Annotated in this window: 31 protein-coding genes; 15 read left to right on the top strand and 16 right to left on the bottom strand. The window is 54.9% G+C overall.

Annotation, left to right across the window (positions count from 1 at the left end; all coding sequences use genetic code 11):
• Window positions 1-110: 110 nt before the first annotated feature.
• On the bottom strand, window positions 111-602 hold the full coding sequence (locus P1U45_RS16055; RefSeq protein WP_301059958.1) for a pentapeptide repeat-containing protein: 492 nt from the start codon (window positions 600-602) through the stop codon (window positions 111-113).
• Between the two features lie 391 nt (window positions 603-993).
• Between P1U45_RS16055 and hemA the strand changes: the two genes are divergently transcribed.
• The gene (gene hemA, locus P1U45_RS16050; protein WP_022695788.1) at window positions 994-2214 is read left to right on the top strand and encodes a 5-aminolevulinate synthase; all 1221 of its coding nucleotides are present in this window, start codon (window positions 994-996) and stop codon (window positions 2212-2214) included.
• Window positions 2215-2220: 6 nt separating this feature from the next.
• A complete protein-coding gene (locus tag P1U45_RS16045) occupies window positions 2221-2451 on the top strand; it encodes a hypothetical protein (protein ID WP_293608334.1) in 231 nt (76 codons plus the stop codon).
• A gap of 15 nt (window positions 2452-2466) precedes the next feature.
• Here P1U45_RS16045 and P1U45_RS16040 read toward each other — a convergent pair whose 3' ends face one another.
• Window positions 2467-3438 (bottom strand): nitronate monooxygenase, encoded by a 972-nt coding sequence (locus P1U45_RS16040; RefSeq protein WP_301059957.1) that lies wholly within the window; start codon window positions 3436-3438, stop codon window positions 2467-2469.
• Between the two features lie 148 nt (window positions 3439-3586).
• Between P1U45_RS16040 and P1U45_RS16035 the strand changes: the two genes are divergently transcribed.
• Window positions 3587-3907, top strand: a complete 321-nt coding sequence (locus tag P1U45_RS16035; protein ID WP_301059956.1) for a lipoprotein — start codon at window positions 3587-3589, stop codon at window positions 3905-3907.
• A gap of 83 nt (window positions 3908-3990) precedes the next feature.
• On the opposite strand, the gene P1U45_RS16030 is transcribed toward P1U45_RS16035, so the two are convergent.
• Entirely contained in the window at window positions 3991-4776 is a 786-nt protein-coding gene (locus P1U45_RS16030; protein ID WP_293608331.1) for an SDR family NAD(P)-dependent oxidoreductase, read from the bottom strand.
• Between the two features lie 53 nt (window positions 4777-4829).
• Window positions 4830-5288 carry a redox-sensitive transcriptional activator SoxR gene (gene soxR / locus P1U45_RS16025; RefSeq protein WP_301059955.1) on the bottom strand — a complete coding sequence of 153 codons (459 nt, stop codon included), beginning with the start codon at window positions 5286-5288 and terminating at the stop codon, window positions 4830-4832.
• A gap of 97 nt (window positions 5289-5385) precedes the next feature.
• Between soxR and P1U45_RS16020 the strand changes: the two genes are divergently transcribed.
• Window positions 5386-5772, top strand: a complete 387-nt coding sequence (locus P1U45_RS16020) for a VOC family protein (RefSeq protein WP_301059954.1) — start codon at window positions 5386-5388, stop codon at window positions 5770-5772.
• Between the two features lie 14 nt (window positions 5773-5786).
• On the opposite strand, the gene P1U45_RS16015 is transcribed toward P1U45_RS16020, so the two are convergent.
• Together P1U45_RS16015 and P1U45_RS16010 are read right to left on the bottom strand one after the other, a co-directional pair.
• Entirely contained in the window at window positions 5787-6494 is a 708-nt protein-coding gene (locus P1U45_RS16015; protein ID WP_301059953.1) for a PepSY domain-containing protein, read from the bottom strand.
• Between the two features lie 92 nt (window positions 6495-6586).
• Entirely contained in the window at window positions 6587-7873 is a 1287-nt protein-coding gene (locus P1U45_RS16010) for an acyl-CoA dehydrogenase family protein (protein ID WP_301059952.1), read from the bottom strand.
• 180 nt (window positions 7874-8053) lie between these two features.
• Here P1U45_RS16010 and P1U45_RS16005 point away from each other — a divergent pair, with 180 nt between their 5' ends.
• The gene (locus P1U45_RS16005) at window positions 8054-8824 is read left to right on the top strand and encodes a TSUP family transporter (protein ID WP_301059951.1); all 771 of its coding nucleotides are present in this window, start codon (window positions 8054-8056) and stop codon (window positions 8822-8824) included.
• Between the two features lie 3 nt (window positions 8825-8827).
• On the opposite strand, the gene purQ is transcribed toward P1U45_RS16005, so the two are convergent.
• The 4 genes from purQ to purC all read right to left on the bottom strand — a co-directional run bounded on the left by purQ (window position 8828) and on the right by purC (window position 11882).
• Window positions 8828-9499, bottom strand: a complete 672-nt coding sequence (gene purQ, locus P1U45_RS16000) for a phosphoribosylformylglycinamidine synthase subunit PurQ (RefSeq protein WP_301059950.1) — start codon at window positions 9497-9499, stop codon at window positions 8828-8830.
• Between the two features lie 297 nt (window positions 9500-9796).
• Complete coding sequence (locus tag P1U45_RS15995; RefSeq protein WP_301059949.1) at window positions 9797-10753, bottom strand: sialidase family protein; 957 nt, start codon at window positions 10751-10753, stop codon at window positions 9797-9799.
• A 96-nt stretch (window positions 10754-10849) separates the two neighbouring features.
• Window positions 10850-11098 (bottom strand): phosphoribosylformylglycinamidine synthase subunit PurS, encoded by a 249-nt coding sequence (gene purS, locus P1U45_RS15990; RefSeq protein WP_022695776.1) that lies wholly within the window; start codon window positions 11096-11098, stop codon window positions 10850-10852.
• A gap of 7 nt (window positions 11099-11105) precedes the next feature.
• Window positions 11106-11882 carry a phosphoribosylaminoimidazolesuccinocarboxamide synthase gene (gene purC / locus P1U45_RS15985; RefSeq protein ID WP_293608389.1) on the bottom strand — a complete coding sequence of 259 codons (777 nt, stop codon included), beginning with the start codon at window positions 11880-11882 and terminating at the stop codon, window positions 11106-11108.
• A 193-nt stretch (window positions 11883-12075) separates the two neighbouring features.
• Between purC and P1U45_RS15980 the strand changes: the two genes are divergently transcribed.
• Both P1U45_RS15980 and P1U45_RS15975 read left to right on the top strand, forming a co-directional pair.
• Entirely contained in the window at window positions 12076-12396 is a 321-nt protein-coding gene (locus tag P1U45_RS15980) for a DUF1476 domain-containing protein (protein ID WP_293608323.1), read from the top strand.
• Window positions 12397-12553: 157 nt separating this feature from the next.
• Window positions 12554-12874, top strand: a complete 321-nt coding sequence (locus tag P1U45_RS15975) for a hypothetical protein (protein ID WP_022695773.1) — start codon at window positions 12554-12556, stop codon at window positions 12872-12874.
• Here P1U45_RS15975 and P1U45_RS15970 read toward each other — a convergent pair whose 3' ends face one another.
• Window positions 12875-13228 carry a hypothetical protein gene (locus P1U45_RS15970; RefSeq protein ID WP_022695772.1) on the bottom strand — a complete coding sequence of 118 codons (354 nt, stop codon included), beginning with the start codon at window positions 13226-13228 and terminating at the stop codon, window positions 12875-12877.
• 124 nt (window positions 13229-13352) lie between these two features.
• On the bottom strand, window positions 13353-13832 hold the full coding sequence (locus tag P1U45_RS15965) for a hypothetical protein (RefSeq protein ID WP_301059948.1): 480 nt from the start codon (window positions 13830-13832) through the stop codon (window positions 13353-13355).
• A gap of 218 nt (window positions 13833-14050) precedes the next feature.
• On the opposite strand from P1U45_RS15965, the gene P1U45_RS15960 reads away from it, so the two are divergent.
• Window positions 14051-14422 carry a tRNA-binding protein gene (locus tag P1U45_RS15960; RefSeq protein ID WP_301059947.1) on the top strand — a complete coding sequence of 124 codons (372 nt, stop codon included), beginning with the start codon at window positions 14051-14053 and terminating at the stop codon, window positions 14420-14422.
• 3 nt (window positions 14423-14425) lie between these two features.
• Here the strand turns inward: P1U45_RS15960 and P1U45_RS15955 are convergent, their stop codons facing one another.
• Window positions 14426-16162: a patatin-like phospholipase family protein gene (locus tag P1U45_RS15955; RefSeq protein ID WP_301059946.1), complete on the bottom strand. Its 1737-nt coding sequence runs from the start codon at window positions 16160-16162 to the stop codon at window positions 14426-14428.
• 159 nt (window positions 16163-16321) lie between these two features.
• Window positions 16322-17023 (bottom strand): extensin family protein, encoded by a 702-nt coding sequence (locus P1U45_RS15950; RefSeq protein WP_301059945.1) that lies wholly within the window; start codon window positions 17021-17023, stop codon window positions 16322-16324.
• 152 nt (window positions 17024-17175) lie between these two features.
• Between P1U45_RS15950 and P1U45_RS15945 the strand changes: the two genes are divergently transcribed.
• The 5 genes from P1U45_RS15945 to P1U45_RS15925 are packed head-to-tail and all read left to right on the top strand — an operon-like array spanning window position 17176 to window position 21622.
• Window positions 17176-18099 carry a hypothetical protein gene (locus tag P1U45_RS15945; RefSeq protein ID WP_301059944.1) on the top strand — a complete coding sequence of 308 codons (924 nt, stop codon included), beginning with the start codon at window positions 17176-17178 and terminating at the stop codon, window positions 18097-18099.
• Between the two features lie 42 nt (window positions 18100-18141).
• Window positions 18142-18882 carry a hypothetical protein gene (locus P1U45_RS15940; protein ID WP_301059943.1) on the top strand — a complete coding sequence of 247 codons (741 nt, stop codon included), beginning with the start codon at window positions 18142-18144 and terminating at the stop codon, window positions 18880-18882.
• A gap of 52 nt (window positions 18883-18934) precedes the next feature.
• Entirely contained in the window at window positions 18935-19363 is a 429-nt protein-coding gene (locus P1U45_RS15935; RefSeq protein ID WP_301059942.1) for a DUF1489 domain-containing protein, read from the top strand.
• Between the two features lie 30 nt (window positions 19364-19393).
• Window positions 19394-20110, top strand: coding sequence for a sulfotransferase family protein (locus P1U45_RS15930; RefSeq protein ID WP_301059941.1), 717 nt, complete (start codon window positions 19394-19396; stop codon window positions 20108-20110).
• Between the two features lie 15 nt (window positions 20111-20125).
• On the top strand, window positions 20126-21622 hold the full coding sequence (locus tag P1U45_RS15925; RefSeq protein ID WP_301059940.1) for an FMN-binding glutamate synthase family protein: 1497 nt from the start codon (window positions 20126-20128) through the stop codon (window positions 21620-21622).
• Here the strand turns inward: P1U45_RS15925 and panC are convergent.
• Window positions 21619-22461 carry a pantoate--beta-alanine ligase gene (gene panC / locus P1U45_RS15920; protein ID WP_301059939.1) on the bottom strand — a complete coding sequence of 281 codons (843 nt, stop codon included), beginning with the start codon at window positions 22459-22461 and terminating at the stop codon, window positions 21619-21621. The genes P1U45_RS15925 and panC overlap by 4 nt on opposite strands.
• Window positions 22462-22523: 62 nt before the next feature.
• On the opposite strand from panC, the gene P1U45_RS15915 reads away from it, so the two are divergent.
• Both P1U45_RS15915 and P1U45_RS15910 read left to right on the top strand, forming a co-directional pair.
• Window positions 22524-23099, top strand: coding sequence for a hypothetical protein (locus tag P1U45_RS15915; RefSeq protein WP_301059938.1), 576 nt, complete (start codon window positions 22524-22526; stop codon window positions 23097-23099).
• Between the two features lie 20 nt (window positions 23100-23119).
• The gene (locus P1U45_RS15910; protein WP_022695760.1) at window positions 23120-23992 is read left to right on the top strand and encodes a division plane positioning ATPase MipZ; all 873 of its coding nucleotides are present in this window, start codon (window positions 23120-23122) and stop codon (window positions 23990-23992) included.
• Between the two features lie 38 nt (window positions 23993-24030).
• Here P1U45_RS15910 and P1U45_RS15905 read toward each other — a convergent pair whose 3' ends face one another.
• Entirely contained in the window at window positions 24031-25140 is a 1110-nt protein-coding gene (locus P1U45_RS15905; protein ID WP_301059937.1) for an isoaspartyl peptidase/L-asparaginase family protein, read from the bottom strand.
• Window positions 25141-25239: the final 99 nt, after the last annotated feature.

The raw sequence follows: 25239 nt of genomic DNA, 5'->3' as shown, positions 1-25239 counted from the left end.
AACAGTACAGGCAAGAGCGCTGAAAAGTTTCATGCGCTGTTGATAACATACTGGGAAAGGCCGTCGACTTAATTCCATGTAAGGACCAGCGGAATGGCAGTTATCCAGGTTTAGTGTGCGCAGGAGGGCACAGACAGGCCGTTTGGAAGTGTCGTCGCTGCATCTCCGCATGCCATGTTGAGTTGGCTTTGGGTGAGCCCGCGCGCTGTCTCAAGTTCAGCGCCGGAGATGTTTGCGCCTGAAAGATTGGCCCCTGTCAGATTTGCGCCGCCGAAATACGCGCCAACCATAATAGAGCGACTGAGATTCGCATCGTGAAAGTTTGCGCCAGTGAAGCGTGCGCCAAACAGATTCGTGATGGAGAGGTCGCTCGCTTCGAAATCGACGTTATTCATCGTGGAGAGGCTGAGGTCAGACTGGCGCAGGCGTGAGCCGGAGAGATCCAGCGCGGGCAGATCATGATAGGAGAGGTTGGCCTGAAACAGATTGCATCCGGCGCAGGAGTGACCGGCCTGAACGCTCGCAATCTGTGATGCATTCTGCGCTGAGGCCGTCAGGCCAAGGGCAGCAACACCTGCAATCACGGTCATGAATCTGAACATAGCTTAGTCTCCACCCGGGTTTCCAGCTCACGTCGTAACATGCAAAGTTTGCATCGCCCTTTGTATTCACCGCAAATTTTACTGAAAAATCGCCCGGTTTTGTAGAAGACTTCTGATTCTGAGCGGTAAAAAGGTCGCACGGGGCAATTCTTTGCACATACATGCATTTTAGTGCAGTAAGGTATCTCTTGCTGTTTTGAGGCTAAAAGAATATAAAAAACAGTAGTCTATGAGGAGGAAACGGGCATATTCCCAAAACGGGTCCAAAAAACGCTGCGTTTAGATTGTCACATGCGGCGAAACGGCCTTTTTCTTTTTGTGATCATTTGGGTAATGTGTTCGCCAGATACTGGGCGCTGACCACCAGACGTCCACCCGCGAGGAAAATATAATGAAGCATCTCGAGGCTTTCGAGCAAGCGATCAGCACCATTCGCGAAGAAGGGCGGTATCGCGTATTTATTGACCTGAAGCGTCACCGTGGGTCTTTCCCGCGTGCGACTGCGCGTTTCGAGCACGGCGAAGAGAAAGACATCGTCGTCTGGTGCTCTAACGACTATCTTGGCATGGGCCAGGATGATGACGTGATCAACGCGATGCACGAAGCTGTCGATACGTTCGGCGCTGGCTCTGGCGGTACACGCAACATCTCCGGCACAACCCGTTTCCACGTAGATCTGGAGCGTGAGCTGGCTGACCTGCACGGTAAGGAAACAGCGCTCCTCTTCACTTCCGGCTATGTGTCTAACGAAGCGACGCTCTCTACGCTCGCTAAGATTCTTCCGGACGTTATCATTTATTCTGACGCGCTGAACCACGCCTCCATGATTGAGGGTATTCGTCGTTCAGGCTGCGACCGTCGTATCTTCAAGCACAATGACCTCGGTCATCTGCGTGCGCTGATGGAAAATGACGATCCTGACCGTCCGAAAGTTATCGCGTTCGAGTCTGTCTATTCCATGGACGGTGATGTCGCGCCGATGAAAGAACTCTGCGACCTCGCAGATGAATTCAACGCGATCACGTATCTTGATGAAGTTCACGCTGTTGGCATGTATGGCCATGAAGGCGCAGGCGTTGCCCAGCGCGATGGCGTGATGGACCGCATCGACATTATCGAAGGCACGCTGGCGAAAGCTTACGGTGTGATGGGTGGCTATATCGCGTCTGACGAAGCAGTTGTCGACGCGATCCGCTCTATGGCGCCGGGCTTCATCTTCACGACGTCTACTTGCCCGGTCATGGCTGCTGGCGCTCTGAAATCTGTCGCGAAACTTCGCACAGATGAAGGCCGCCGTCTGCGTGCCGAACATCAGGCAAAAGCTGAAATGCTGAAGCAGAAATTCCGTGACGCGGGCCTGCCGCTGATGGAATCAGACACGCACATCGTGCCGCTGATGGTTGGTGATCCGGAACGCTGCAAAGCGCTCTCTGATACGCTCCTGCACGACTTCGGCGTTTATGTTCAGCCGATCAACTATCCGACTGTTCCTAAAGGTACTGAGCGCCTGCGCTTCACACCGTCTCCTGTCCATACAGAAGAGATGATGAATGACCTCGTCGCTGCACTTCTTGCGATCTGGAAGCAGCTCGGTCTGCCAAAAGCAGCGTAAGCGCCAATGGCCGATAAGGGCAGTATCTATATCGAGATCCTGCCTGTCGGCCATGCGCTTGAAATCGCAGCCATAGACAGCGAAACGGGCCGTGAGGTCCGTTTTGTTGCTCCTAAGACAGCGACTGAAGACGAAATCAAACAACTGGCCCGCGCGAAGATGGATTATGTCATGCGCAAAGAAGCGGAAGCCAAAAACAAAAAGCCCCCCGACTCGCGCGGGGGGATTGTAGTTTGAATTGAGATGAGTTGATCAGACCAGCAGAGTGTTGGTCTTGCGGATAGCAGCTTCAGCTTCGCTCATCAGGTCTGCCACTATCTCTGCGACAGGCTTCACCTCTTTCACGCCGCCCGCGGACTGACCCATAGCGAAGCACGACTTTTCCATATCCAGACGGGATTCGTCTGTAACGCCTGCAATACCGCTGAGCACATCCACCTGTCTTGAATGGATAGCCTGATGCGGGAACGGCATGATCTCCTCCGGGCGCTTTTCCCAGTCGAGCACGTAAGGGTTGGTGCGCACGCGCATCGGTTTGCCGGAATAGCAGCGCGTGCGGGTCGTATCGGCGTCTGTCGCGCCGACAATGGCGTTGCGATAGGTGTCTGCGGCATGGGACTCCGCTGACGCGATGAAGCGCGTGCCCATCCACACGCCTACAGCGCCAAGGCTGAGAGCGGCTGCTATGCCGCGTCCGTCATAAATGCCGCCGGCAGCTATCACCGGAATCTTCACAGCCTCTACGGCCTGCGCGACGAGGGGGAGGGTGCCGACAAGACCTGTGTGTCCGCCACCTTCGCCGCCTTGCAGGATAACGGCGTCACAGCCGGCTTCCTCGGCTTTAATGGCATGTTTCACTGCACCACCGACGACCATAACTTTCACGCCAGCGTCTTTGAGCTTCTTCATGATCGGCATTGGCACGCCAAGACCCGCTACAAAGCTGTCTGCGCCGCCTTCAATGATCACATCAATGGAACGCTCCAGGCTTTCAGGATCGGCGGCGAGCAAGTCTACGCCAAATTTCTTGTCTGTGAGGGTTTTTACCTTGGCGATCTGGGCTTCGATGAAGTCCGGCCCTGTGCCCGCCATACCGAGCACGCCATAGCCGCCTGCGTTAGACATTGCAGCAACTAGCTCGGCATAGGATACGCCTCCCATGCCAGCCAGCATGATGGGGTGTTCGGTTCCGAGTAAAGTATTTAGCGGTGTCTTGATGCCCATTCTTGTTTCCTTCCCATGTATTTATTGGTTAAAAGTAGGACGCTATATTTATATCTGGCGACCTGCATTAGGTTTTCGTGGCGCGAATTCTTCGAAGGTTGTATATAAGGCACTGGTCGAATCCCGACCTTGCATTAGGGGAAACCAGATGAAGAACATTGTATTCGCAGCGGTAGCTGCACTCGCGCTCGCGGCTTGTAGCGGTGAAGGCGAAGAGCCGACAGAAATCGAAGCGGCTGCTGCTGAAGTTGCTGCCGAAACTGAAGAAATGGCAGCTGAAGCTGGCGCGGCGATCGAAGCTGGCGCCGAAGATGCTGCTGAAGCGACTGGCGAAATGCTTGAAGCAACTGGCGACATGATCGACGAAGGCGTCGAAGCTGTCGAAGGCGCAGTTGAAGACATGACCGACGAAGCTGAAGAAGTTGAAGCGGATGTCGAGGCTGAAGTCGAAGCTCACACCGAGCATTAAGAGCGACTTATAAAGCTTGAAAAGAGCGCTGCTTTGAGGAGGGCAGCGCTCTTTTTGTATGCGGATGGTCCCGCTGAGCGCCATTAGAAGATGCTGTACCCGCCATCGACGAGCAGCGTGTCGCCCGTATGGAAGGATGACGCGTCGGATGCGAGATAGACCGCGATACCGCCAAAGTCTTCCGGCTTGCCCCAGCGGCGAACAGGTACGCGTTTGATCACGTTCTCTTCGAACTTGTCATCGCCTTGAGCATTCGATGTCATATCCGTCGCGATCCAGCCTGGCAGGATGGAGTTTGCGCGAATGCCATAGCGGGCGAGTTCCACGGCCGTCGCTTTGACCATTGAGATCACGCCGCCTTTGGTTGCCGCATAGGCCTGATTGCGCGCCGCGCCTTCTACAGCAGCCATAGACGCGGTCACCATGAGAGAGCCGCCCGGGTCGCCGTCTTTGGCGCGTTCGACCATAACTTTCGCCGCTTCGCGCAAAGTCCAGTAAGCGCCATCAAGGTTCACTGACAATACGTCGCGATAGGTTTGTGTGTCCTGCTGGATGAACGGAATACCGCGTGCGGAAACGCCAGCGTTTGCGATCACGGTATCGAGGCGGCCTTTCCAGGCGTTCGTGAGTGCCATGCCGTCTACGACAGATTGTTCGTCGGACACATCGACCGAGAATGCGGTTGCGTCGCCTGTGCCGAGTGTTTTTAGCTTTGCGACAGCTTCATCTGCGCTCGCCGCATTACGGCACCAGAGCACAACATCAGCGTTCGATGCTGCGAGTGCTTCGGCCATGCCGAGACCAATGCCGCGGTTGCCACCAGTGACGAGTGCGACCTTACCGGTCAGATCAAATGGCGTGTAAGCCATGCGTTTCTCCCTCTCTTATTGCGATTGCAGTAATGGAGGTCACGCAGCGTTAATCAAGCCTTCTCCTTACGCGAAGGGAATATGTTTTGTGGACCGGGACCATTTTCGCCTTTCTCGTCCTCGGCATTGTAGAGCGCGCACTTATCCAGCGAGAGGCAGCCGCAGCCGATACAGCCGTTCAGATTATTTCTCATGCGGGTGAGTTCGTTGATCTTTTCGTCCAACACCGTGATGAAGCGGGCGCTGATCGCCTCCCAGTCTTTTGCCGTTGGTGTGCGGCCTTTCGGCAGCGTTCTCATTTCAGCTGCGATGTCATCAATCGAAAAACCGAGCTTCTGGGTGATCATCACAAAGGAGAGGCGTCGGATATCGGAACGCATATAGCGCCGGTGACCACCTGCATTTCGGTGCGGGGTAATCAGGCCTTTCTCCTCATAGAAGCGTATGGCTGACACAGACAGTCCCGTACGCGCGGCAAGGTCTCCAATCGCCAATACCTGTTTCAGCGCCATATCTGCCTCTCTGAAAAATCTCTTGATCTCAACTTAACTTTAGAAATTAGAACCGGCCCATCGACATATCAATCCATAACGAAAAGGAGTGAGGACCATGTCTTTGGCAACTCTTGAACATCTGAACTTTACGGCGGCTGATCCGATGAAATCGGCAGAACGGCTGGCACGTATCTTCAGTTGGTATATCCGCTGGAAGGGGCCATCCATTCACGGTGGGCAAAGCGTCCATGTCGGAACACCTGATCTATATCTGGCGATTTATGCTCCGCCAGAGGGCGTATCTGACGGGCCAGATCATTATCGCACCCGTGGAGGGCTCAACCATATCGGCATTCTGGTCGACGATCTGGAGGCGGCCGAGAAAGCGGTTCTGGCTGAGGGGTATGAAACCCATTCACACCAGACCTATGAGCCAGGCAGCCGGTTCTATTTCGATAATGAGGACGGCATCGAATTTGAGGTCGTCAGCTATACGGTCTGACGCCGTTGGCGCGGTTAGCTGAACAGCTTTCCGCGCATAAGTCGCTGCACCAGAATGATGATGCCCGTAATGACCATCGCGAAGGCGAGGAAGGCGGCCAGCTTCATCCACCATGTATCAATTCGGTCATCGCCGGTGATGTCCATGATATGAAAACGCCAGAGCACGTCGAATATTCGCCACTCCGTGGTTCGCACGGCGCGAATGTCACCCGTGTTTACATCGATATAGGCCCGTTCATGGCTATCGGCGGTTTCAAACGCCCAGACCGGTAGACGACCGCCATATTCACGAGGCGCGTTCTCTTCGATGAGATGCATTTCGCCTTCGAAGGAGGCAAGGCCGGGCACGCCTGTGCGGGCAATCTCAAGCGCCGTTTCTTCCGATATAGGAGAGATCAAATCGCCTGTGCGCGCACTGACCAGCTTTACCTCATGACTATTGCTTAGCTTCCAGACCGGCTCTCCGAGAAACATGGAGAGTTCCGCTTCAAACACCCAGATATCCGAGGCATCCATCGCATCCTGCACGCTGACTTCGACCTCTTCAGGACGAAGTATGCCGTGATCGATCTGTTCACGCAGATGATCCCCATGGATTGTTTCGATCGGGTAGAGCGTGAAATAGAAGCCGGACACCACCCAGAAGAGCAGCTGCAGGCCGATCACCATGCCGAAGATTTTGTGGAGCCGGGAAATCCGGCGGACAAAGCGCGTAAACATGCTCAACTGTTAGCACGAAGAAACTAGCGTGCTATAACAAACAGCCCTCCGAGGATTTCGAAGGGCTGCTTCTGTGAAGATTGTGGCGGGGCTTAGCGCGCGCCGACGCTTTCAGTGAATTTCTCAGAATCGACGGATTTGCCGTAATTGGCATCCCGATACTTGCGGAATTCATTACGGGCGATTGACCGGGCATGCACCTCGTCCGGACCGTCCGCCATGCGGAGCGTTCTGATGTTGGCGTAGGCATCAGCCAGACCGAAGTCTTCTGTCACACCGGCGCCGCCATAGGCCTGGATGGCATCATCAATGATCTGACAAGCGATTCGTGGACCGGCCACTTTGATCATGGCGATCTCGTTCTTCGCGACCTTATTGCCAACCGTATCCATCATATACGCTGCTTTCAGCGTCAGAAGGCGCGTCATTTCGATGTTCAGGCGGGCATCAGCGACGCGTTGTTCCCAGACAGAATGCTCTGCGATGGATTTGCCGAACGCGACACGGCCAACGAGGCGCTTGCACATTTTTTCAAGGGCAAGCTCTGCCGCGCCAATGGTACGCATGCAGTGGTGGATGCGGCCTGGCCCCAGACGACCTTGCGCTATTTCGAAGCCTCGGCCTTCGCCTAAAAGCATGTTCTCGACCGGCACACGAACGTTTGTCAGCTGTATTTCGGCATGGCCATGTGGCGCGTGATCGAATCCAAAGACTGGCAGCATGCGAACGATTTCGAGGCCCGGCGTGTCCATAGGCACGAGGATCATGCTCTGTTGCGCGTGCTTCGGTGCATTGAAATCGGTTTTGCCCATGACAATCGCGACTTTGCAGTGCGGGTCGCCCGCACCGGAAGACCACCATTTGCGGCCGTTGATCACATAGTGATCGCCGTCGCGCTCGATGCGGGTCTCAATATTCGTAGCATCAGAGGAGGCCACCTGAGGCTCTGTCATGAGGAATGCAGATCGGATGTCGCCATTCATGAGTGGGCGAAGCCATTGCTCTTTCTGCGCGCGCGTACCGTAGCGGTGGATGGTCTCCATATTGCCGGTGTCCGGTGCGTTGCAGTTGAAGACTTCTGATGCCCAGCTGACGCGCCCCATCATCTCTGCGAGTGGCGCGTATTCCAGATTGGACAGGCCCGCTCCATGGAACTCGTCATCATCGTGCTCAGGGCTTGGAGCCAGGAACAGGTTCCAGAGGCCTTCGGCCTTCGCTTTGGCCTTCAGGTCATCTACGATTTGAGGCACGTTCCACGGGTTTTCGAACGCAGCGTGCTGATCTTCATAGGTTTTTTGATTCGGATAAATATGCTCATCCATGAAGGCGGACACGCGGGCAATATAGTCTTTTGTTCTGTCTGAAAAATCGAACTTCATCTGGTTTCTCCCATAATCTTGAGAGAGACCATAATTTTTTTGAGGAATATGCCTATTGGACAGAATGCCTCAAAACCATACTTTTTGTGTGACAAAACGTTGCATCATATCGATCGCTACATATTGCGACCCGAGTGAAAGCCGCTTACCCAGACGGCGAAGCTAAGTTTGGAGGCAGGCATGTTGGGAGTGACGGGTACGGCAGCTCTCTTCAAATTACTGGTCATCGTCTTTTCCGCTGTTTTCGTCACGTCTCTCTTATCCGGTATTTTCGGCATGGCTGGCGGGCTCATCCTGATGGGTGTGTTTACGGCGATTTTCCCGCTATCCTTTGCCATGGTGCTGCATGGTGTTGTTCAGCTGTTTGCAAACGGGTGGCGCGCCTTTCTGATCCGTCAGCATATCCAGTGGGGAATCGTTGGCCGCTATCTGATCGGCGGTGTGATCGCGATTGGTGGCTTGCTTCTGGTGTTCTGGCAGCCGGACAAGCAGGCGGTTTTCGTCATGCTGGGCGTGCTCGCATTTGTGCCGTGGATACCCAAGACGATTTTTGCGCTGGATGTGAACCGGCCGTTTCAGGCTGAAGTGCTTGGCTTCATTGCACAGGCGCTGAACACGCTGGCAGGCGTCGTTGGGCCTGTGCTCGATATTTTCTTTGTGAAGTCGGTTATGACGCGTCAACAGATCGTCGCGACAAAAGGCGCAACGCAGGTTATCGCCCACCTCACCAAAATCGGTTTCTGGACATTGCCGGTTCTTATGTCAGCAGAAGAGGGGGCGTTGCCGCCTATCTGGCTTTGCATTGCCGTGCTGCCCGTGGCGATGACGGGCACCTGGGTGGGCGGCAAGGTTCTCGACAAAATGACAGACGTGTCCTTTCGCAGTTGGACGAAATACATCCTCACTGCGATCGGTGTCGTTTATCTGATGCGTGGGTTCGGGCTGATCTAGGCTTTAAGCAGTCGCCAGAGCGTTCATAACGCCTGCGAACATCGCACGTCCATCGCTGCCACCTTCATGGCCGCCGATTGCGCGCTCCGGGTGAGGCATCATGCCGAGGACGCGGCGGTTCTCAGAAAGGATACCAGCAATGTCGCGTGCTGAACCGTTCGGGTTGTTCGCATAGCGGAACGCCACACGGCCATCGCCTTCCAGCATGTCGAGCGTAGCGTCATCTGCGAAGAAGTTACCGTCATGGTGTGCAACAGGTACGATGATTTCGCTGCCAGACTGATACTCTGATGTGAAAGCAGAGCTGTTCGGGCTGACGATGAGACGTTCATTGCGGCACACAAAGTTCAGGCCGGCGTTTCGCAGAAGCGCGCCAGGGAGCAGACCGGTTTCCGTCAGGATCTGAAAGCCGTTACAAATGCCGAGGATATGGCCACCTGAATTTGCGAAAGCCTTCAGTTCCGGAATGATCGGAGAATTACCAGCCATCGCGCCGCAGCGCAGATAGTCACCATAAGAGAACCCGCCCGGAACGACGACAAAATCGAGACCCTTCGGCCATTCCGTTGTCTTGTGCCAGATTTGCACCGGATCTTGTCCGGTGATGTCCTTCAGAGCCGTAATCGCATCGCGATCACAGTTTGAACCGGGAAAAATGATGACGCCTGCTTTCATGCGTTCGCATTAGCCGTAATTGCAGCAAATGAAAATCCCGAAGGCGGGCCGAAAACACAAAAAAAGGACGTTCGCTTAAAAGGGCAGGGGGAAAGCGAACGTCCTCAGTCTGGGTAAGTTCGTGGAGGAACTTAAACGCATGAACGCGACCAATCGCAGTATCGGGGCCGTGGAGCTTTCAGGGGCGGACAGGTGGTGTCCTTTAAGGGGAGCTCCAGCCGCTTTCGGCCGCGTTCATGTTAGTAAAACGCGGGCGGTTTCGGTTTCCGTCTGCTCCGTCGCCTGCTTTTACATTAATTAGTTGTCAGAAAAACCGAGGAACTGAAGCTCTTCGTCAGCAAGGTATGCAGCTCGAGCCGCATCGATTTCGGCCATGAAGGCGTCCATAGGCATCTGAACGAGGCGGCCTTCCTGAGAATAGAAGAATGTGTCGCCGGTTGCAGAGAAGCTCGCACCAAATTCGATGCCGCGCGAATTGATATTCGGGCCGAGCGTGTAAGGGCCAATCCAGCGGCCATCATCTGCGCGGGTGAGCACTTTCAAATCCACATTACCGAGGATTGGACGCATGCGGGAATAGAACACCAGATGGCGGCCGTCAGCCGTTGCCGCGATATGGCTTTCAACGAGCGACGTATTGCCCTCAGGCAGCAGGCCGTCAAAAATCCAGCCCTCGGTGGTTTCGTCATAATGGGCGACGTAGAAGTCGTGGCCGCCCGGACCTTCGCGGCGCTGCGATACGAAATACATGTCGCCATTCGCCGTTGTGGTTACCGAAGTCTCGTCCGAACCATAATGGATGTTTCCGGGCACATATTCGGCTTCACCCCAGCCATCTTCGGTACGTTCGATGGACCAGATGTTCATGTCATCGCGGTTTTGGAGGCCGGGAGCGGAGCGATCCGATGCGAAATAAAGGCGGCCGTCAAACGGGCTGAAGTGCGGGGCAACGTTAGAGCGCAGCTTTGGCCAGTCCAGTTTGACCGGCTCCGACCAGCTTCCGTCGTCCTGAAGCAACATCTCATAGAGGTCGGTGTCGTCGCGTGTTTCACGCGTGAAAACACGAACGGTGCCTTCCGCATTTTCAGTCAACGTATAGGCGCGGTGATACGGGTCAGGAATTTCTTCGCCGGGAAAGACGAACTGCGGCAGCACGGGCGCGTCTGCAGCCGCTGTCTCGGTGGTGTCGTTTCCACAGGCCGCCAGACAAAGCGCAAGCCCGGACAGGACGAGTAGGTTTGCAGTCTTCAGCATAAAAAAACTCCGCGATCTTAGCTGGGGTCAGCCAGTATCGCGGAGCTATGACGATTTCACGACGCGGCACTAAAAAAATGCCGTAGCCGGATAATTTTACGCGTCTGCCAGTTCGATCTGGTAGCGCTCGATCACGGTGTTTGCGAGAAGGCTTTCGCACATCTCTTTCACGCGGGCTTCAGCAGCATCCTTCGCCAGACCGTCTTCGAGTTCGAGCTCGATACGTTTGCCGATGCGCGCGCTTTTGACTTCGTCGAAGCCAAGACGGGAGAGCGTTTCAGAAACAGCCTTGCCCTGAGGGTCAAGTACGCCGTTCTTCAGTTCCACATAAACGATAGCTTTCATGTGAGCGTTAGCCTCCGTTGCGCTCGCTGTTGATATCAATCACAGACGCGATGTCTGAGGATTGTTTGAAGATACCGAGTCGCGTTGCGACTTCTGCATAGGCCTCGGTAACACCGCCCATGTCGCGACGGAAGCGGTCTTTGTCGAGTTTTTCGTTGGTTTCGAGGTCCCAGAGACGGCAGCTGTCAGGGCTGATTTCGTCGGCGAGGATTGTGCGAACCATATCGCCTTCGAAATGGCGACCGAATTCCAGTTTCATATCAACGAGACGGATGCCAACAGCGGCAAACAGGCCTGCGAGGAAGTCGTTTACGCGCAGGGTCGTTGAGACCATGTCGTCGATTTCCTGCGGGGTTGCCCAGCCGAAGGCTGCAATATGTTCTTCGGAGACCATCGGGTCACCGAGTTCGTCTTTCTTATAATAGAACTCGACGAGTGAACGCGGCAGCGCTTCGCCTTCAGTGATGCCGAGGCGTTTGGAGATGGAGCCTGCAGCTACGTTGCGAACAACCACTTCCAGAGGAATGATTTCGCACTGCTTTACCAGCTGCTCACGCATATTCAGGCGCTTGAGGAAGTGCGTCGGAATACCAATGCCTGAAAGGCGTGTCATAAAGTATTCTGACAGACGGTTGTTCAGTACGCCCTTGCCATCAAGAACGGCATGCTTTTCCGCATTGAAAGCTGTGGCGTCATCTTTGAAATACTGAATCAGTGTATTTGGTTCAGGACCTTCATAAAGAATCTTGGCTTTGCCTTCGTAAATTTTGCGGCGACGAGACATCATTCGGCTCTCCGGTTACGACGCTCTGTATGGAATAGAGTGTTTCAAGCTGCGAGGCACTACACGGTTTCGAGGCAAGATACCATATCTGCGGCGAAAAACCCGGAGATTCTGTTTGCGATAGGGTGGAAAACCTAGCAAAGAACGGGGTAGAAATCATTGTAACGAAGTCAGTCAGGAAAGTGACCCGAACATGGCACAATTTGAGGATCGCGAGCGCGGAGAAGAAAAGAAGTTCTCCCTCGATCAGGAAACACTCTTCAAAGCGACTGCGCGCCGCAACAAACTTCTCGGCCTCTGGGCTGCAGACGTTCTCGGTCTGGCGGGCGACGAAGCGGAAGCTTATGCAAAATCTGTTGTTGTTTCGGATCTGGAAGAACCGGGCGATGAAGACGTGATCCGTAAGGTTCTTGGTGACTTCGATGCGAAGGGCGTTGCACGCTCACGCGAAGACATTGTTGCCCAGCTTGCAGAACTTATGCCTGTTGCGGTCGAGCAAGTTAAAGCGGGCTAATTCCGTGTAAAAACTTCGCCGGTTCATCCGGCTAAAGCTTTCTGAAAGGTTACGAATACCGCGAGGTTTCGTAACCTTTTTTGCACCTGATCCTAAGCTGGGTCTGCGACATTTCAGGCAGGGTTCGAATGAAGAGAAACCCGTTTGGAGATGTGGCATGACTGATAACAACAATAATACGCTTTCATCCGAGGAACTGTTCTACCGCGAGCACCGCATCGACACATGGTCGTGCCGTCAGCTTGCAGAATGGGCGCTGGCTCATTTCGGTGACCGGACAGAACCGAATGCTTACAAACGTATCGTGAGCTCAATCGCGAATACGGGCGCTGATCTTGCGGTGGAAAAAGTCCACGCAGATCTTTCGAGCCTCGGCTTTAATTATCGTCCTGAAGCTGTAATGCGCATGTATGAGCGTTTTCGCCGTGATGCCGAAACTCAGGCGTTCCGTACATCCGGCGACAATATCGCAGCCTGATCAGCCGTGACGGCGATAGGGTGAGTGAATGATGATGCGGCGACGGTTGCCGTCTTCATCTGTTTTCTCGATCGTCTCTGTTGAATCCATGCTCTGACCAAACTGGAACTGATCGCGGTATTCTTCCGGCGGCACAATTTCAAAGCCGAGGAAATCGAGCAGGAACAGAAAGCCGACGCCTGTCAGCAGAGCCGTCGAAATCGTGCGGATAACGAACCGGATGATAGCGCCCCGGAAAAAGGCTACGGCGATAGCGCTGGCGCTGCCGCCGAAAAAGCCTGCGCCCGACGCGAGTGCTGCAAGATCGACACTGCCGCCGAACACATTCTGCAAATTCTCCAGAATCGCTTCCATGATCTCTATCCCCGTAAATTCGGGCGCGCCATGCGCGCCCCAAGTAACCTTGCGCATTTAGACGCACGGATTCGGTCCAGGGAATAGGCTTTGCCAGTATTTTTACAGTGAGATTGGCTCGTAATCAGTCTTTGCGAACGAGAGCCGCACCGACATCGCCAACGAGACCTGCCAGCTCCTTGCGGCGAATGACCAGCATGACAAGCGACGTGGCCCAGATGATAACCGCCGACATGAAGAGGCCGCCGCCATCATTGTTCGGATCGATGCCCAGCGGCGTGAACAGGTGAAAGCTGACAGCGCCGGACATAACGGCCAGCGCGATAAGTGCGCCGAGTGCCTGCAGGCGACGCAGAGCCGGAATAATCCCGATGAGAAGAAGCGCCGAGGCAAAGAGCTCCGCTGTTCCGATTGTGTATTGAGAAAACAAACCGGTCTGAGAGAACAATCCGCCCAAACCAAGGGTGCCAGCCCATCCATCGAGGCGTCCGAAGATTTCTTGCGTCTCTGGTGCATCAGTGAATTTGTAGCGCAGACTGTCCAGAAAGACGGCCGCTGCGAAAACGGCGATGACGTGTGGAATAAAGCCGATGATCTTTTTCATTGCGCATGCGTCCCTTGCTTGCATTGGATCGACCCTATCTGACGGCTCGACATCAATTTAGCAAAACACGCCGTTTCAAGCTCACGTGTGCGTGACGGATCACTTTTCGTGATAATTGTTTCAGCAATGAGGATATCTCGCCGCCCTGTTGAGCGTGATTGCTGGAAGCTCAAGCGGGTGAGGGCTATGCCTTCGTCTCGAAGACAGAGGAATGCCCAATGCATATGGATTTCACCGCAGATGCGCCACCAGCGCCGGAGATCGAGTTCGGAGACTTTTTGAAAGTCGACATTCGTGTCGGGACGATTGTCGAAGTGGAGCCGTTTCCTGAAGCGCGTAAACCATCTCTGAAACTGGAAATCGACTTCGGTCCTGCGGTCGGCGTGAAAAAGTCATCTGCACAGATCACCGTGCATTATGATGCTGAAGCGCTCGTTGGAAAACAGGTCGCCGCTGTTGTGAACTTTCCGCCGCGCCAGATCGGTCCCTTCATGTCGGAAGTGCTGACGCTTGGCTTTGCTGATGAGGCTGGTGCGATTGTGATGTTCTCACCCGATAAGACCGTGCCTAACGGTTCTAGACTGGCCTGAACCTCAGGCGCTGTTGTTTTTCATTAGCCTGACAATCGGGCCGCTCGCCATGGAAAGTGCCTCACAGGTGGCGTTATAGCCTTCCTCGACGGCGCGATCGAATTCTACCCAGTCTCGCAGGTCGATTTTTGGAAGCTCTGGCGCGACGAGAATGGTCGTCAGTTCACGCCCGGCATTCGGGTCGACTGACAGAGTCGCTGTACGCATGAGCAGGCTCGCAATCGGTGGCGCTTCTGACAGGCCGTGCTTGAACGCCCAGCCCAGGAAACCTGGCGGATCGATGAAGTCGTCTGCTGCGAGGCCTTCAGGGGCGCGTGCCACGTCCGATCCAATGATAAAGCCACGATGTGCCTGACGCATTATATCGACGGGGAAATTGTTCAACACAGCGCCATCGACCAGCACTTCGCGGTTCTCGACAAATGGCGGGAGAATACCTGGAAGCGCGATGCTCGCACGCAGGGCTTCGCGAAGCTTTCCCCGTGTATGTAAGTGAACCGCTCCGGCAGTCAGGTTGGTCGATACGCAAAAGAACGGCAGATGCATGTCGTTGATCATCGTCTCGCCGAAATGCTCTTTCAGCCGCTCATCGACCAGCTTTCCTTTGACCATGGAAACCACGGGCAGGGTGTAGTCACCCAGCGGGTTGCTTTCCACAAAAGCTTTGCGAATGCGATACTCGATCTCGTCATCATCCCAGCCCATGGCAACGCATGCAGCAACAACGCCGCCCATGCTGGCGCCGCCGAGAAAGTCGATCGGGCAATTGTGTTCGCGCAGCGCCTTCACCGCGCCGATGTGTGCATAAGCGCGCGCGCCGCCGCCAGACAGAACGAGGCCAACCGAGCGTCCGGCCATAACACGGGCTAGTCGGTCGCAATCTCCGCCCTGAACGCCTTTCCAGTGGAAACAGCGCGCGGCGCCGGCAGCGTCGATCCAGTCTGTTGGTTCAGAGACACGGCGACCGTTCGAATGCTCGACTAGGACAATATCGATAAGGCGGAAGGTCTTCGCCGGTGAGGTGTCATCCGGAAGGAGAGGCACGGACGGGCGCGCATCAGGCCGCGCGAGCACCCAGACGCGGTCTGCCTGTCTAAGCGAGAGCTTGAACCACGCATTGTCACCGATGGTGGAGGTAAGAATGACGACGTCATTGGAGGCTTCCAGCGCGTCAAAATAGGAAGCGCCCTGATTTTCTGCTTCTTCACCTACAATGGCGGCCGACATGCCAAGGCGTGCCAGAGCGTCGGCAAGCACGCGGGCACGTAGCTTCAAGTCAATGGTCGGTGAGGAGGCAGCCAGTGCGAAGACTTTTGGTTCCGCGCGGTTGTTCTGCCGGCGATTCTGGCGAAGCCTCATCAGCAGAATGCGTGACAGGCGCTCCATCACTTCCGGTGAGGACCGCATCATCTTCATAAAGGTCGTGCGGGGAAGCTTGATGACCTCCGTATCGCGGACGGCCAGAACAGAGTTTGAGTGAGGCTCTCCCGCGAGCATCGCCATTTCACCCACGGGTTCGCCGGGGCGGATATGGCCTACAAAGTCAGTGCGCCCGTCAGGTGCACGGCGAAATGCGCCAAGCGTTCCACTAAGTACGAAATAAATGGCATCCGAACTTGTGCCTTCGTCGAACAGTGTGCCGCCGCCTGGAACCGAGAACCATACAGCCTCTTTTTCTGCGGCACGCAGTGTGCGCAGAGGGATGTCTTTCAGAAATGGAATACGGGCCAGATTAGACACAGATAACGCTCGAACTTGTTCATGTGATGCGTAACGCAAATTGGCGCGTGATGTTAAGCATCAGGTCGAACAATTTGCGGTCATCATCCAGTTGAACGTCAGATTAGCTGATTATGGTTAACGAAGCGCGCAATCGCAGCGGCTCAGACAAGCGCTTTTTTAGCGGCAAATGCCGGTCTGGCTCATGTCGAAGTGAAAGTGGTTTTCATGCGCCGCGTTGTATTCCGGTCCCAGCACTGTGCCGAAAATTTCGCAGGCATCATCACGGATTGCGCGGAGGAATTCGGCTTCCTCGCTATCGTCATCCCAGTCATTCAAAAGTGTCAGCGTTGATCCGTCAGTGAAAGTGATGCCTTCAATATCGACGGCGTTGCCGGTTGCATGTTCGCTGAAGCGGCCGCTCTCACGGCCATAAAGCCGGCGGCAGGAATAGCTGCCAAAGCTTCTGATTTCTTCGATGTCGCGTCCCAGAATTTCACGCGCTCTTGGAATGAGCGAGTGCTCTTCCCATACCATCAAACCGGCTGTGAGCGGACATGTCATGCTGAGTGTGGCGTTATAGGGGAAGCGAGACTGGTCCAGAGTTAGCGCGTCTGTTAAGCCGCAATTTTCATCATCCGTCGTGTTTTCAAGCCGTGTGAAAGCGGTCTCGGCTTCTTCTAGGAACGCGAAACAGACATCCGGATTGCCCTGAAGGTTTGAAACCTTGTTCGCCGTCGCAAAACCGATCGGGTGATTGATAGATAAATCTGTGAACGGGTTGTGTTGCGGTGGCAGGCGGACAAGAACCTGCCAGACAACTGCTGCGGCGATTACGCACCAGAAGATCAGTGAAACCCATTTACGTACTGATTTAGTCAATTCGGGCCTTTCTCTTCCGCGCGCAGATTTGCACGTGCATCCATCCTGCCCAGTCTTAACGCCGAAAGAGAAATTTGGGTCCCGCTGGCAGATATAATTTGAGGCTTCGCTGCTAGTTTTCCCGCAATCTAGAGGGATTCAGTGGGATCGTTATGACTCAGACAGTACTGACGGACTGGTCGGCGGACAAAGCTGCGGCTTTTGAAAAAGAAAACATCGTTGCACATCACAACCTTCAGCATCGGGACATGTTTTCTGATGAGGGATTGATTGATCTGCTTGATCGTTATCCGCGTGATCGCATGGGCATCTATACCATGGGCTATGAGGTCACTGATCGGGAATCCTTCCGGTCGGGTGATGCGCCTGACTTGTCGGGTGAAGAGCTTTTCCGTGCTATTCATGACGGCCGCATCTGGATCAATATGCGCCAGTCTAACCGGTATCTGCCTGAGTATGCGGATCTGACGGCAGAGATGTTTGATGCACTGGAAGAAGTGAACCCCGGCGTAAAAACGATGAAGCAGGATACCTCCATCCTGATTTCTTCACCCAATGCACAGGTCTTCTATCACTTCGATGTGCCGCTCGTGACACTCTGGCAAATCCGCGGTGTGAAGAATGTCTGGCTCTATCCGGCTGAAGCGCCATACCTCACAGATGAAGACCTTGAGACGGTTGTTCTCAAAGAGTCCGAAGAAGAAATTCCGTTCACACCAAACTTCGATGAAACGGCCATGAAAGTGCGCCTTGAGCCAGGAATGGTAGCGACATGGCCGCAAAACGGCCCGCACCGGATCGTCAACGAAGACATGGTGAATGTCTCGCTGTCTTGCGAATTCCAGACGCTTAAATCTGTCGTGCGCGCGAATGCTGTTTATGCGAATGGCGTACTTCGCCGAAACTTCGGAATGTCGCCTCAAATTGCGCGCGACGGAATGTTTTCGCAGTATTCCAAAGCCGGATTGGCAAGAATCTTTAAAATTTTGAAGGTTCGTAAAGCCTTTGAATACCATAATCCACGCACATTTGTTGTGGACCTCGATTCTGAGATGGCCGTACGGGATATCGCTTGATACATCCTTCGGCCCGGCAAATCGGGGCGGTGAGAGGATGGGATGAGTTTCGCAGTGCTAGCAGCGGCGTTTTTGATTTCGACGGGGAGACCTCCGCTCGAAACCGCTTTGGCGCGCACTGAACCACCTCCAAGTCTCCGTGCCGCGTTTACCGTCGAGCTGACGGACGGCGAAGCATTCCGCGAAATCCGGTACGATCCGCGAATTCAGCTGCCTGAGCCGCGCTGGACTGTCGTTGAAGCGAATGGAACGAGCGACGAGCTGGACCGTGTCGTTGAAGAATGGGGTGAGGAAATTTCCCCTGACGGCTGGCTGATCCCCGATGATCTCGAAGCCAGCATGGGCGGAGTCGTCGAAGCTGACGATCTGGGCCGCTTATGGCGTATCGAGTTTGAGCATCAACCGTCGAGCAATGATGGTCCAATCGACCGTTGGGCGAGCGAGCACCTTATTGGCTACACCTGGCTTGATCCGGTCGGTCAGAATCTGGTGCGTGTGGAATACCATTCATTTGGTCCGTTTGACGCGCCCGGCGGTGGCCGTGTCGATTCCTATACTCATCAGTATATTCTGCATCAGGATCCTGAATACGGCGTCTCTTTCATCTCGGCGTTCATGGTCGATGTGCAGGGTGAGATTTTGCGGGAAGACATTTCGCGGTCTTACCGGGCGCGCATTACCGATATTGATTTCTTCTTTTCCAGCCCGGTTGAAGAATCTCGCTTTCTGCGCCAGCGCAATGCCGGAAACGGGCCTGTGATTGGCGTGATGGTTCGCCAGTAATTTTTTTCGCAGACGGGCTGCCCAGACGCCAACGACCCACTACATTACGGGTATGATTCACCTTGTTAAACTCTGTGTCGGCGCGGAAAGCGTGGACGATCTGGCAAACTGGCAGAAGCGCGTTATCGCGCATCGCAAGGCGCTTGGATTGTCTGCAAACCCCGTCCACGAAACCCGTCAGTCGCCAAAGCGTGCAGACGAACTGCTGGATGGCGGTTCGATCTATTGGGTGATCAAAGGCGTTATTCTTGCCCGACAGGAAATCGTCGAGGTGAATGTCATGGAGGACATGAACGGTCGTAATTATTGCGAACTGGTTCTGGACCCTGAAATTTACCCGACGGAGCCGCAGGGGCGTAGAGCTTTTCAGGGCTGGCGCTATCTCAAGCCTGAAGATGCTCCAAAAGATGCAACGGGCAGTCATTCTGCTGAAGTGCCTCCCGAGCTGACGCGGGCTTTGCGCGACGCAGGTGTGTGGTAAAGAAGCGTCGAGGACGCGACGGGGCAGGGGATGAGTCTCAGAATTATTGGTGCGGGTTTGCCGCGGACAGGGACGTTGTCGCTCAAGGCTGCGCTCGAGCAGCTGGGCTATGGCAAATGTCATCACATGTTCGATGTGATGCTCAGCTCTCGTCAGGTTAATCAGTGGCACGACATTATGGAAGGCGAAACGCCGGACTGGGATGACGTATTCCAGGGCTATGATGCGTGTGTCGACTTTCCGTCCAGTCTGTACTTTCGAGAGCTTGCGGCGGCTAATCCGGATGCAAAAGTCATTCTGACTGTGCGCCCGCCCGCTGACTGGTACGCTTCAATGCGCGACACAATTTATAAGGTCGAAACCTCCGTGCCGCGCTGGGTGCAATGGTGCTTTCCTCGCATTGGAAAGCTCACCGAGCTGGCAGACAGGCTCGTCTGGCAGGGGCTTTTCGATGGCCGTTTCGAAAACGAATCCTATGCGCGCGCTGAATTTGAACGCCATGTCGATGACGTGAAAGCGGCCATTCCGAAAGAGCGCCTTCTGGTCATGGAAGTCAAAGACGGATGGGCGCCGCTCTGTGTGTTTCTTGGTGTTCCTGAGCCGGACACACCGTTTCCGCGTGCGAATGACAAAGGCCAGTTCCGCCGGATGACGAAAACACTGAAACGGTTGTCCATTGTACCGTGGATACTTCTGGGTGTTGTTGTGATTGCAGCGGGTGCAATGGTCGGGCTGACCTATTTCTAGATAAGGACTGAGGCTATGGAATTTCTAACGCGCATTACCGTTCAGGGCCTCAGTATCCTTTCGACGGTCTTTGTGTTGGCCATCGGCTTTGGCGTTCTGCTCATCGTGATCATGTTTCTCATCGATGCAAACCAGTCGAAGAATGCCGTTCGGCGCAACTTTCCGGTGGTCGGTCGATTTCGTGATCTGTTCGCGCGGCTGGGCGAGTTTTTTCGCCAGTATTTCTTTGCGCTTGACCGTGAGGAGATGCCATTTAACCGCGCTGAGCGGGACTGGATCTATACCTCGGCGGGCGGCGAAGATAACACCCAGCCCTTCGGTTCGACGCGCTCGCTCAATATCGTCGGCACGCCCATATTCGCCAATGCGCCATTCCCGATTCTTGAAGAGACGAATGAAAGCCCGGAGCTGACTTTCGGTGAAGGCTGCGCGCAGCCGTATCGCATCCGTCAGCTGATCAACATTTCCGGTATGAGTTATGGTGCGCTCTCCAAGCCAGCGATCCAGTCTCTGTCTCGCGGTGCAAAACTGGCTGGTTGCTGGCTGAATACCGGTGAGGGCGGTCTGTCGCCGTATCACCTTGAAGGTGGCTGCGACATCATCTTTCAGATCGGTACGGCAAAGTATGGCGTTCGTGACGAGAACGGTGAGTTCTCCGAGGAGAAATACCGCGAGGTGACGGGCCATCCGGAAGTGAAAATGACAGAGCTCAAGCTGGCTCAGGGTGCAAAGCCAGGCAAAGGCGGTCTGCTGCCGGGGTCTAAGGTGACGTCCGAGATTGCGGACGTGCGCGGTATTCCCGAGGGCGAAGACTCTGTGTCGCCGAACCGGCATCCCGAGATTGATTCTGTCGATGATCTGCTGGATTTTATCGTTCGACTGCGAGAGGTTTCCGGCAAGCCGGTTGGTATCAAAACAGTCGTAAGTTCAAAGCGCTGGCTCGATGAGTTCTGTAAAGGCATCAATGCCAGAGGGCCTGAAAGCGCACCGGACTTTATCACGGTAGATGGCGGCGACGGCGGCACAGGCGCTGCTCCTATGGCGCTGATGGACAATGTCGGCCTGACACTCCGTGAAGCGCTGCCCATGCTGGTGGATGCATTACGCGAGCATGGATTGCGCGAGCGGATAAAAGTCATCGCTTCAGGCAAGCTGGCTGTACCTGCCGAAGTTGCCTGGGCGTATTGTACGGGTGCGGATGCTGTAAACACGGCGCGTGGCTTCATGTTCTCCATCGGCTGTATTCAGGCCATGGCGTGCAACACAAATAATTGCCCGACAGGCATTACCACACACAAGCCGCATCTTCAGGACGGTATCGTGCCAGAGACAAAGGCAAAATCCGTCGCATTCTATGTGAAGCGTATGGAGAAGGATGTTGAAATGATCGCGCATAGCTGCGGTGTGGAGCACGCGCGCTTCCTTCGCCGCAGCCATGTTCGCATTGTTCAGGCGAATGGCCGGTCTGTTCCGATGGATGATCTTTATCCAGAGATGGAAGACCTGCGCTAAAGCGCGATATTGTCGATAAGGCGTGTTTTACCGAGCCATGCCGCTGCGATCAGGCGGCATGGGCGGTCAGGGATTGCGCCTTCAATCGGATCAAGCGTCGACGGGTCAACGGCTGTGATGTACTCGACCTTGTTAAAGCCAGCTTCTTCAAGCGTTTTGATCGCTTCGGCGATCGCTGCCGTCTGGTCTGCGCCGTTTCTGATGCGGATGGACGCACGGTGCATCGCCAGATGGAGAGACGGCGCAATCCGGCGCTCTTCCGGTGTGAGGTAGGCATTACGCGAAGAGAGGGCGAGGCCGTCTGCAGCCCGAAGCGTGGCGCCAGGCACGATTTCAATCGGGAAGCACAGGTCGATCACCATGCGTTTGATCACCTGAACCTGTTGGAAGTCTTTCTCTCCAAAGAAGGCTTTATCCGGCTGCACCTGATTAAACAATTTGGCGACAACCGTCGCGACACCACCAAAGAAGTGAGGACGGAATTGTCCCTCAAGCTTTGCACCCAGATCGGGCACAGAGACACGCGTCTCTTCGCCTTCCGGATACATGGTTGCGACTTCCGGCGTGAAGACGAGATCGCATTTATGCGCTTCCAGCATATCCTGATCGGCCTGCTCCTGACGTGGATAGGCATCCAGATCTTCGTGTGGTGCGAATTGTGTCGGGTTCACGAAAATGCTCGCCACTGTGCGGTCACATGCGGCTACGGACAGGTCCACGAGAGACAGGTGACCCTGATGGAGCGCACCCATAGTTGGTACGAAGCCAACCGTCAGGCCATCGCGTTTCCAGCCGCGCACAATACCGCGAAGTTCTTCAAGAGAGCGCACAACCTGCATGGGGAAGTCCTGTGTGAACGAAGTGTGAAATTCCGACCCCTGCAATAGCGTGCGCTAAGATTTTGGCAATCGGCTTAAACACTTGGTTAACCGAAACCATTCAATTTGGTAATATGTTTACACGACTCTTACGTCCTTCTCAGAGCCATGTTCACGCCAGCTTTCCTCAAGATGCAGCGGAAGGCGAAGCTTTCCGCAACGTTGACCGGGAGCTGGAGAACAGACTTTTTGGAACGGCGCGTAAGGCTCAGTCCCTGACATCTCTTTCTGTTCATGCGCATGAGGGTGCCGCACTGAACGGCGAAGCCGGACGCAATGATGTGCTCGGTAGCGCGCTGGAAGACCTGTCAGCTCAAATCGCTAACCTTCTGCGGCCTCAGGGCGACGCGCAGACGCAAGCGGTTGAACCAGTTTCTGATAATGTCGTTTCAGACTTTCTGTTCGACAGCGCAGCAAAAACAGAGGCGGTGGAGGCCGTTCTGTTTGATGTTTCCCCAGGAGTTTCGGAAGCAGCTTCGCAGAATCAGATTATCGCAGCCAGCCAGACTGGAAGGCTCAAAGGTCTGGGGGCAGACCAGAGCTCGACAGAAACTGTGTCGGGGAGGGTAAGTCCAATGTTGTATGGAGCGTGCTCGTGAAACCCGAAGGATTTAATCTCATGGATCGTGCGCAGGACCTGACGTCGAACAAGACGACAGTTGATGCACATGAGTGTCGTGTCATCATTATTGGTAACGAGAAGGGCGGCGCCGGTAAGTCTACCGTTGCGATGCACCTTTCCGTGGCTCTCATGCGTATGGGCAAGAAGGTCGGTGTCATCGACCTCGATGTTCGCCAGCGCACTTTCACCCGCTATCTTGAGAACCGCACACGCTGGGTCAAATCAACCGGCTCCAACATCCCGATGCCAGAATCACTGCGTGTGGATGCGAGCGTTGCGCGCAATCTGGACGAAGCAGAGGCGGAAGAAAGCGAACGCTTCCTCGATAGCCTGAAGCGTCTCAAAGCCAGCTGCAATTACATCATCGTAGACGCGCCGGGGGGTGACACATTCCTGTCCCGTCTAGCGCACGCTTCGGCTGACACGCTGATTACGCCTCTGAATGACAGCTTTGTTGACTTCGACCTTCTTGGCGATGTGAACCCGCAAAGCCTCGAAGTCGTTCGTCCGTCTTTCTATGCTGAAATGGTCTGGGCTTGCCGTAAGCACAAAGCGCAGACGACACGTAAGCCGATTGACTGGGTTGTCATGCGTAACCGCATGTCGCCGCTCGAAGCACGTAACAAACAGCGTGTTGGCGAGGCCCTCGATAATCTGGCGCGCCGTATTGGCTTCCGTCTTGCGCCAGGCCTGTCCGAGCGTGTGATTTACCGTGAACTCTTCCCAATGGGCCTGACACTTCTTGATCTCACAGAAGAAGGCTCAAACATCACCTTCACGATGAGCCACGTCGCCGCTCGTCAGGAACTGCGTGACCTGCTCATCCTTCTGAAGCTTCCGGGTATTGAAGGCATGGAACTGGCGTTCTAGAGCGATTTTTCGAACAACGAATTTAGTTAGAAGGCGCCCTAAAAGGCGCCTTCATTGTATTCGTAGATCTCGATTTCGCTACGGCCTTCAGATGTCTCATAGGCGCGATACATGCCTTCAGTATTGAACGACCATGCCGGATAACCGTCCGGCCCGAGCATCACAATACCGCCGTCACCACCGAGCCCAGTGAGCTCAGTATGGATGACGTGATCGGCTGCCTCTTGCGCTGTTTCTCCTAGTAGTTCGATACGGTTGCAAATCGCATAGGCGATAGCCAGACGGATGAAATACTCACCCGTACCGGTCGAAGAAATGCCGCAGACATTGTTCTCAGCATAGGTGCCTGCACCGATAATAGGACTGTCACCAACGCGGCCCCAACGTTTCGCCGTGGTGCCGCCTGTGGACGTGCCGGCGACGATATTTCCATCTATATCCATAGCGACCACGCCAACCGTCCCAAATTTCTGGTCGTCAGGAAATGCCAGAGATGACAGCCATTCATTCGAGAGAGAGGCTTCTTGTGGCGCCATTGGCTGCATGCGGTCCGGCGCGTCTACGCCGCGCCGTTCCAGCATGCGCAGCAGGCTCTGCCAGCGACGTTCCGTGAAGAAGTAATACGGATCGACGATCGCCAGCCCTTGCTCAGCTGCGAATTGGTCAGCACCTTCACCTGCCAGCATAACGTGAGGCGAGTGCTCCATCGCTGCGCGAGCCGCGGAAATCGGGTGCTGGATGTTAGAGAGGCCTGCGACAGCACCGGCGTCGAGCGTGTCGCCACGCATGATGGACGAATCGAGTGAGAAGCCGCCTGTTTCTGTCATCACAGCGCCGCGTCCGGCATTAAAGAGCGGATTGTCTTCCAAACTGCGGATGACCGCCTCAACGGCGTCTATAGATTCGCCACCGTTCGACAGGATATCGCTACCTCTCGCGAGCGCTTCTGTCAGCGCTGCAGTGTAGGCCGCCTCAGTTTCATCATTCATAGAGTCGCGCGTAATGACGCCAGCTCCACCATGAATAACAATGGACCACTCCAGCGGCGGAGCCTGCAATTCAGATACGGGCTCGGAGGCTGAGGTCGCGCATGCACTGACAGCGAGAGCTGAGGCGGCGAGGGCGACGGAAGCGGTGCGGAAGGACATGAAGGGCTCCGATTTCGAAACATGATGACTGGTCGTCATGTCAGCGCGTCTCGTCCCTGTGCGCAATAAAAAAGAGGCGGCCCGAAGACCGCCTCTTTC

The organism is Ponticaulis sp., assembly GCF_029210165.1.
Lineage (GTDB): Bacteria > Pseudomonadota > Alphaproteobacteria > Caulobacterales > Hyphomonadaceae > Ponticaulis.
This window is presented reverse-complemented; position numbering and strand designations above follow the sequence as displayed.

Excerpts from the sequence above, each read along its gene's own strand:
- P1U45_RS15980 (WP_293608323.1), top strand. The coding sequence starts at position 12,076 with ATGGCACAATTTGAGGATCGCGAGCGCGGAGAAGAAAAGAAGTTCTCC.
- P1U45_RS16040 (WP_301059957.1), bottom strand. The coding sequence starts at position 3,438 with ATGGGCATCAAGACACCGCTAAATACTTTACTCGGAACCGAACACCCC.
- P1U45_RS16010 (WP_301059952.1), bottom strand. The coding sequence starts at position 7,873 with ATGAAGTTCGATTTTTCAGACAGAACAAAAGACTATATTGCCCGCGTG.
- P1U45_RS15905 (WP_301059937.1), bottom strand. The coding sequence starts at position 25,140 with ATGTCCTTCCGCACCGCTTCCGTCGCCCTCGCCGCCTCAGCTCTCGCT.
- purS (WP_022695776.1), bottom strand. The coding sequence starts at position 11,098 with ATGAAAGCTATCGTTTATGTGGAACTGAAGAACGGCGTACTTGACCCT.
- P1U45_RS15975 (WP_022695773.1), top strand. The coding sequence starts at position 12,554 with ATGACTGATAACAACAATAATACGCTTTCATCCGAGGAACTGTTCTAC.
- P1U45_RS16030 (WP_293608331.1), bottom strand. The coding sequence starts at position 4,776 with ATGGCTTACACGCCATTTGATCTGACCGGTAAGGTCGCACTCGTCACT.
- P1U45_RS15910 (WP_022695760.1), top strand. The coding sequence starts at position 23,120 with ATGGATCGTGCGCAGGACCTGACGTCGAACAAGACGACAGTTGATGCA.
- P1U45_RS15945 (WP_301059944.1), top strand. The coding sequence starts at position 17,176 with ATGACTCAGACAGTACTGACGGACTGGTCGGCGGACAAAGCTGCGGCT.
- P1U45_RS16020 (WP_301059954.1), top strand. The coding sequence starts at position 5,386 with ATGTCTTTGGCAACTCTTGAACATCTGAACTTTACGGCGGCTGATCCG.
- P1U45_RS15965 (WP_301059948.1), bottom strand. The coding sequence starts at position 13,832 with ATGAAAAAGATCATCGGCTTTATTCCACACGTCATCGCCGTTTTCGCA.
- P1U45_RS15925 (WP_301059940.1), top strand. The coding sequence starts at position 20,126 with ATGGAATTTCTAACGCGCATTACCGTTCAGGGCCTCAGTATCCTTTCG.
- P1U45_RS15970 (WP_022695772.1), bottom strand. The coding sequence starts at position 13,228 with ATGGAAGCGATTCTGGAGAATTTGCAGAATGTGTTCGGCGGCAGTGTC.
- P1U45_RS16055 (WP_301059958.1), bottom strand. The coding sequence starts at position 602 with ATGTTCAGATTCATGACCGTGATTGCAGGTGTTGCTGCCCTTGGCCTG.
- P1U45_RS16045 (WP_293608334.1), top strand. The coding sequence starts at position 2,221 with ATGGCCGATAAGGGCAGTATCTATATCGAGATCCTGCCTGTCGGCCAT.
- soxR (WP_301059955.1), bottom strand. The coding sequence starts at position 5,288 with ATGGCGCTGAAACAGGTATTGGCGATTGGAGACCTTGCCGCGCGTACG.
- P1U45_RS15930 (WP_301059941.1), top strand. The coding sequence starts at position 19,394 with ATGAGTCTCAGAATTATTGGTGCGGGTTTGCCGCGGACAGGGACGTTG.
- purC (WP_293608389.1), bottom strand. The coding sequence starts at position 11,882 with ATGTCTCGTCGCCGCAAAATTTACGAAGGCAAAGCCAAGATTCTTTAT.
- P1U45_RS15960 (WP_301059947.1), top strand. The coding sequence starts at position 14,051 with ATGCATATGGATTTCACCGCAGATGCGCCACCAGCGCCGGAGATCGAG.
- P1U45_RS15995 (WP_301059949.1), bottom strand. The coding sequence starts at position 10,753 with ATGCTGAAGACTGCAAACCTACTCGTCCTGTCCGGGCTTGCGCTTTGT.
- P1U45_RS16015 (WP_301059953.1), bottom strand. The coding sequence starts at position 6,494 with ATGTTTACGCGCTTTGTCCGCCGGATTTCCCGGCTCCACAAAATCTTC.
- hemA (WP_022695788.1), top strand. The coding sequence starts at position 994 with ATGAAGCATCTCGAGGCTTTCGAGCAAGCGATCAGCACCATTCGCGAA.
- P1U45_RS16035 (WP_301059956.1), top strand. The coding sequence starts at position 3,587 with ATGAAGAACATTGTATTCGCAGCGGTAGCTGCACTCGCGCTCGCGGCT.
- P1U45_RS15935 (WP_301059942.1), top strand. The coding sequence starts at position 18,935 with ATGATTCACCTTGTTAAACTCTGTGTCGGCGCGGAAAGCGTGGACGAT.
- P1U45_RS16005 (WP_301059951.1), top strand. The coding sequence starts at position 8,054 with ATGTTGGGAGTGACGGGTACGGCAGCTCTCTTCAAATTACTGGTCATC.
- panC (WP_301059939.1), bottom strand. The coding sequence starts at position 22,461 with ATGCAGGTTGTGCGCTCTCTTGAAGAACTTCGCGGTATTGTGCGCGGC.
- purQ (WP_301059950.1), bottom strand. The coding sequence starts at position 9,499 with ATGAAAGCAGGCGTCATCATTTTTCCCGGTTCAAACTGTGATCGCGAT.
- P1U45_RS15940 (WP_301059943.1), top strand. The coding sequence starts at position 18,142 with ATGAGTTTCGCAGTGCTAGCAGCGGCGTTTTTGATTTCGACGGGGAGA.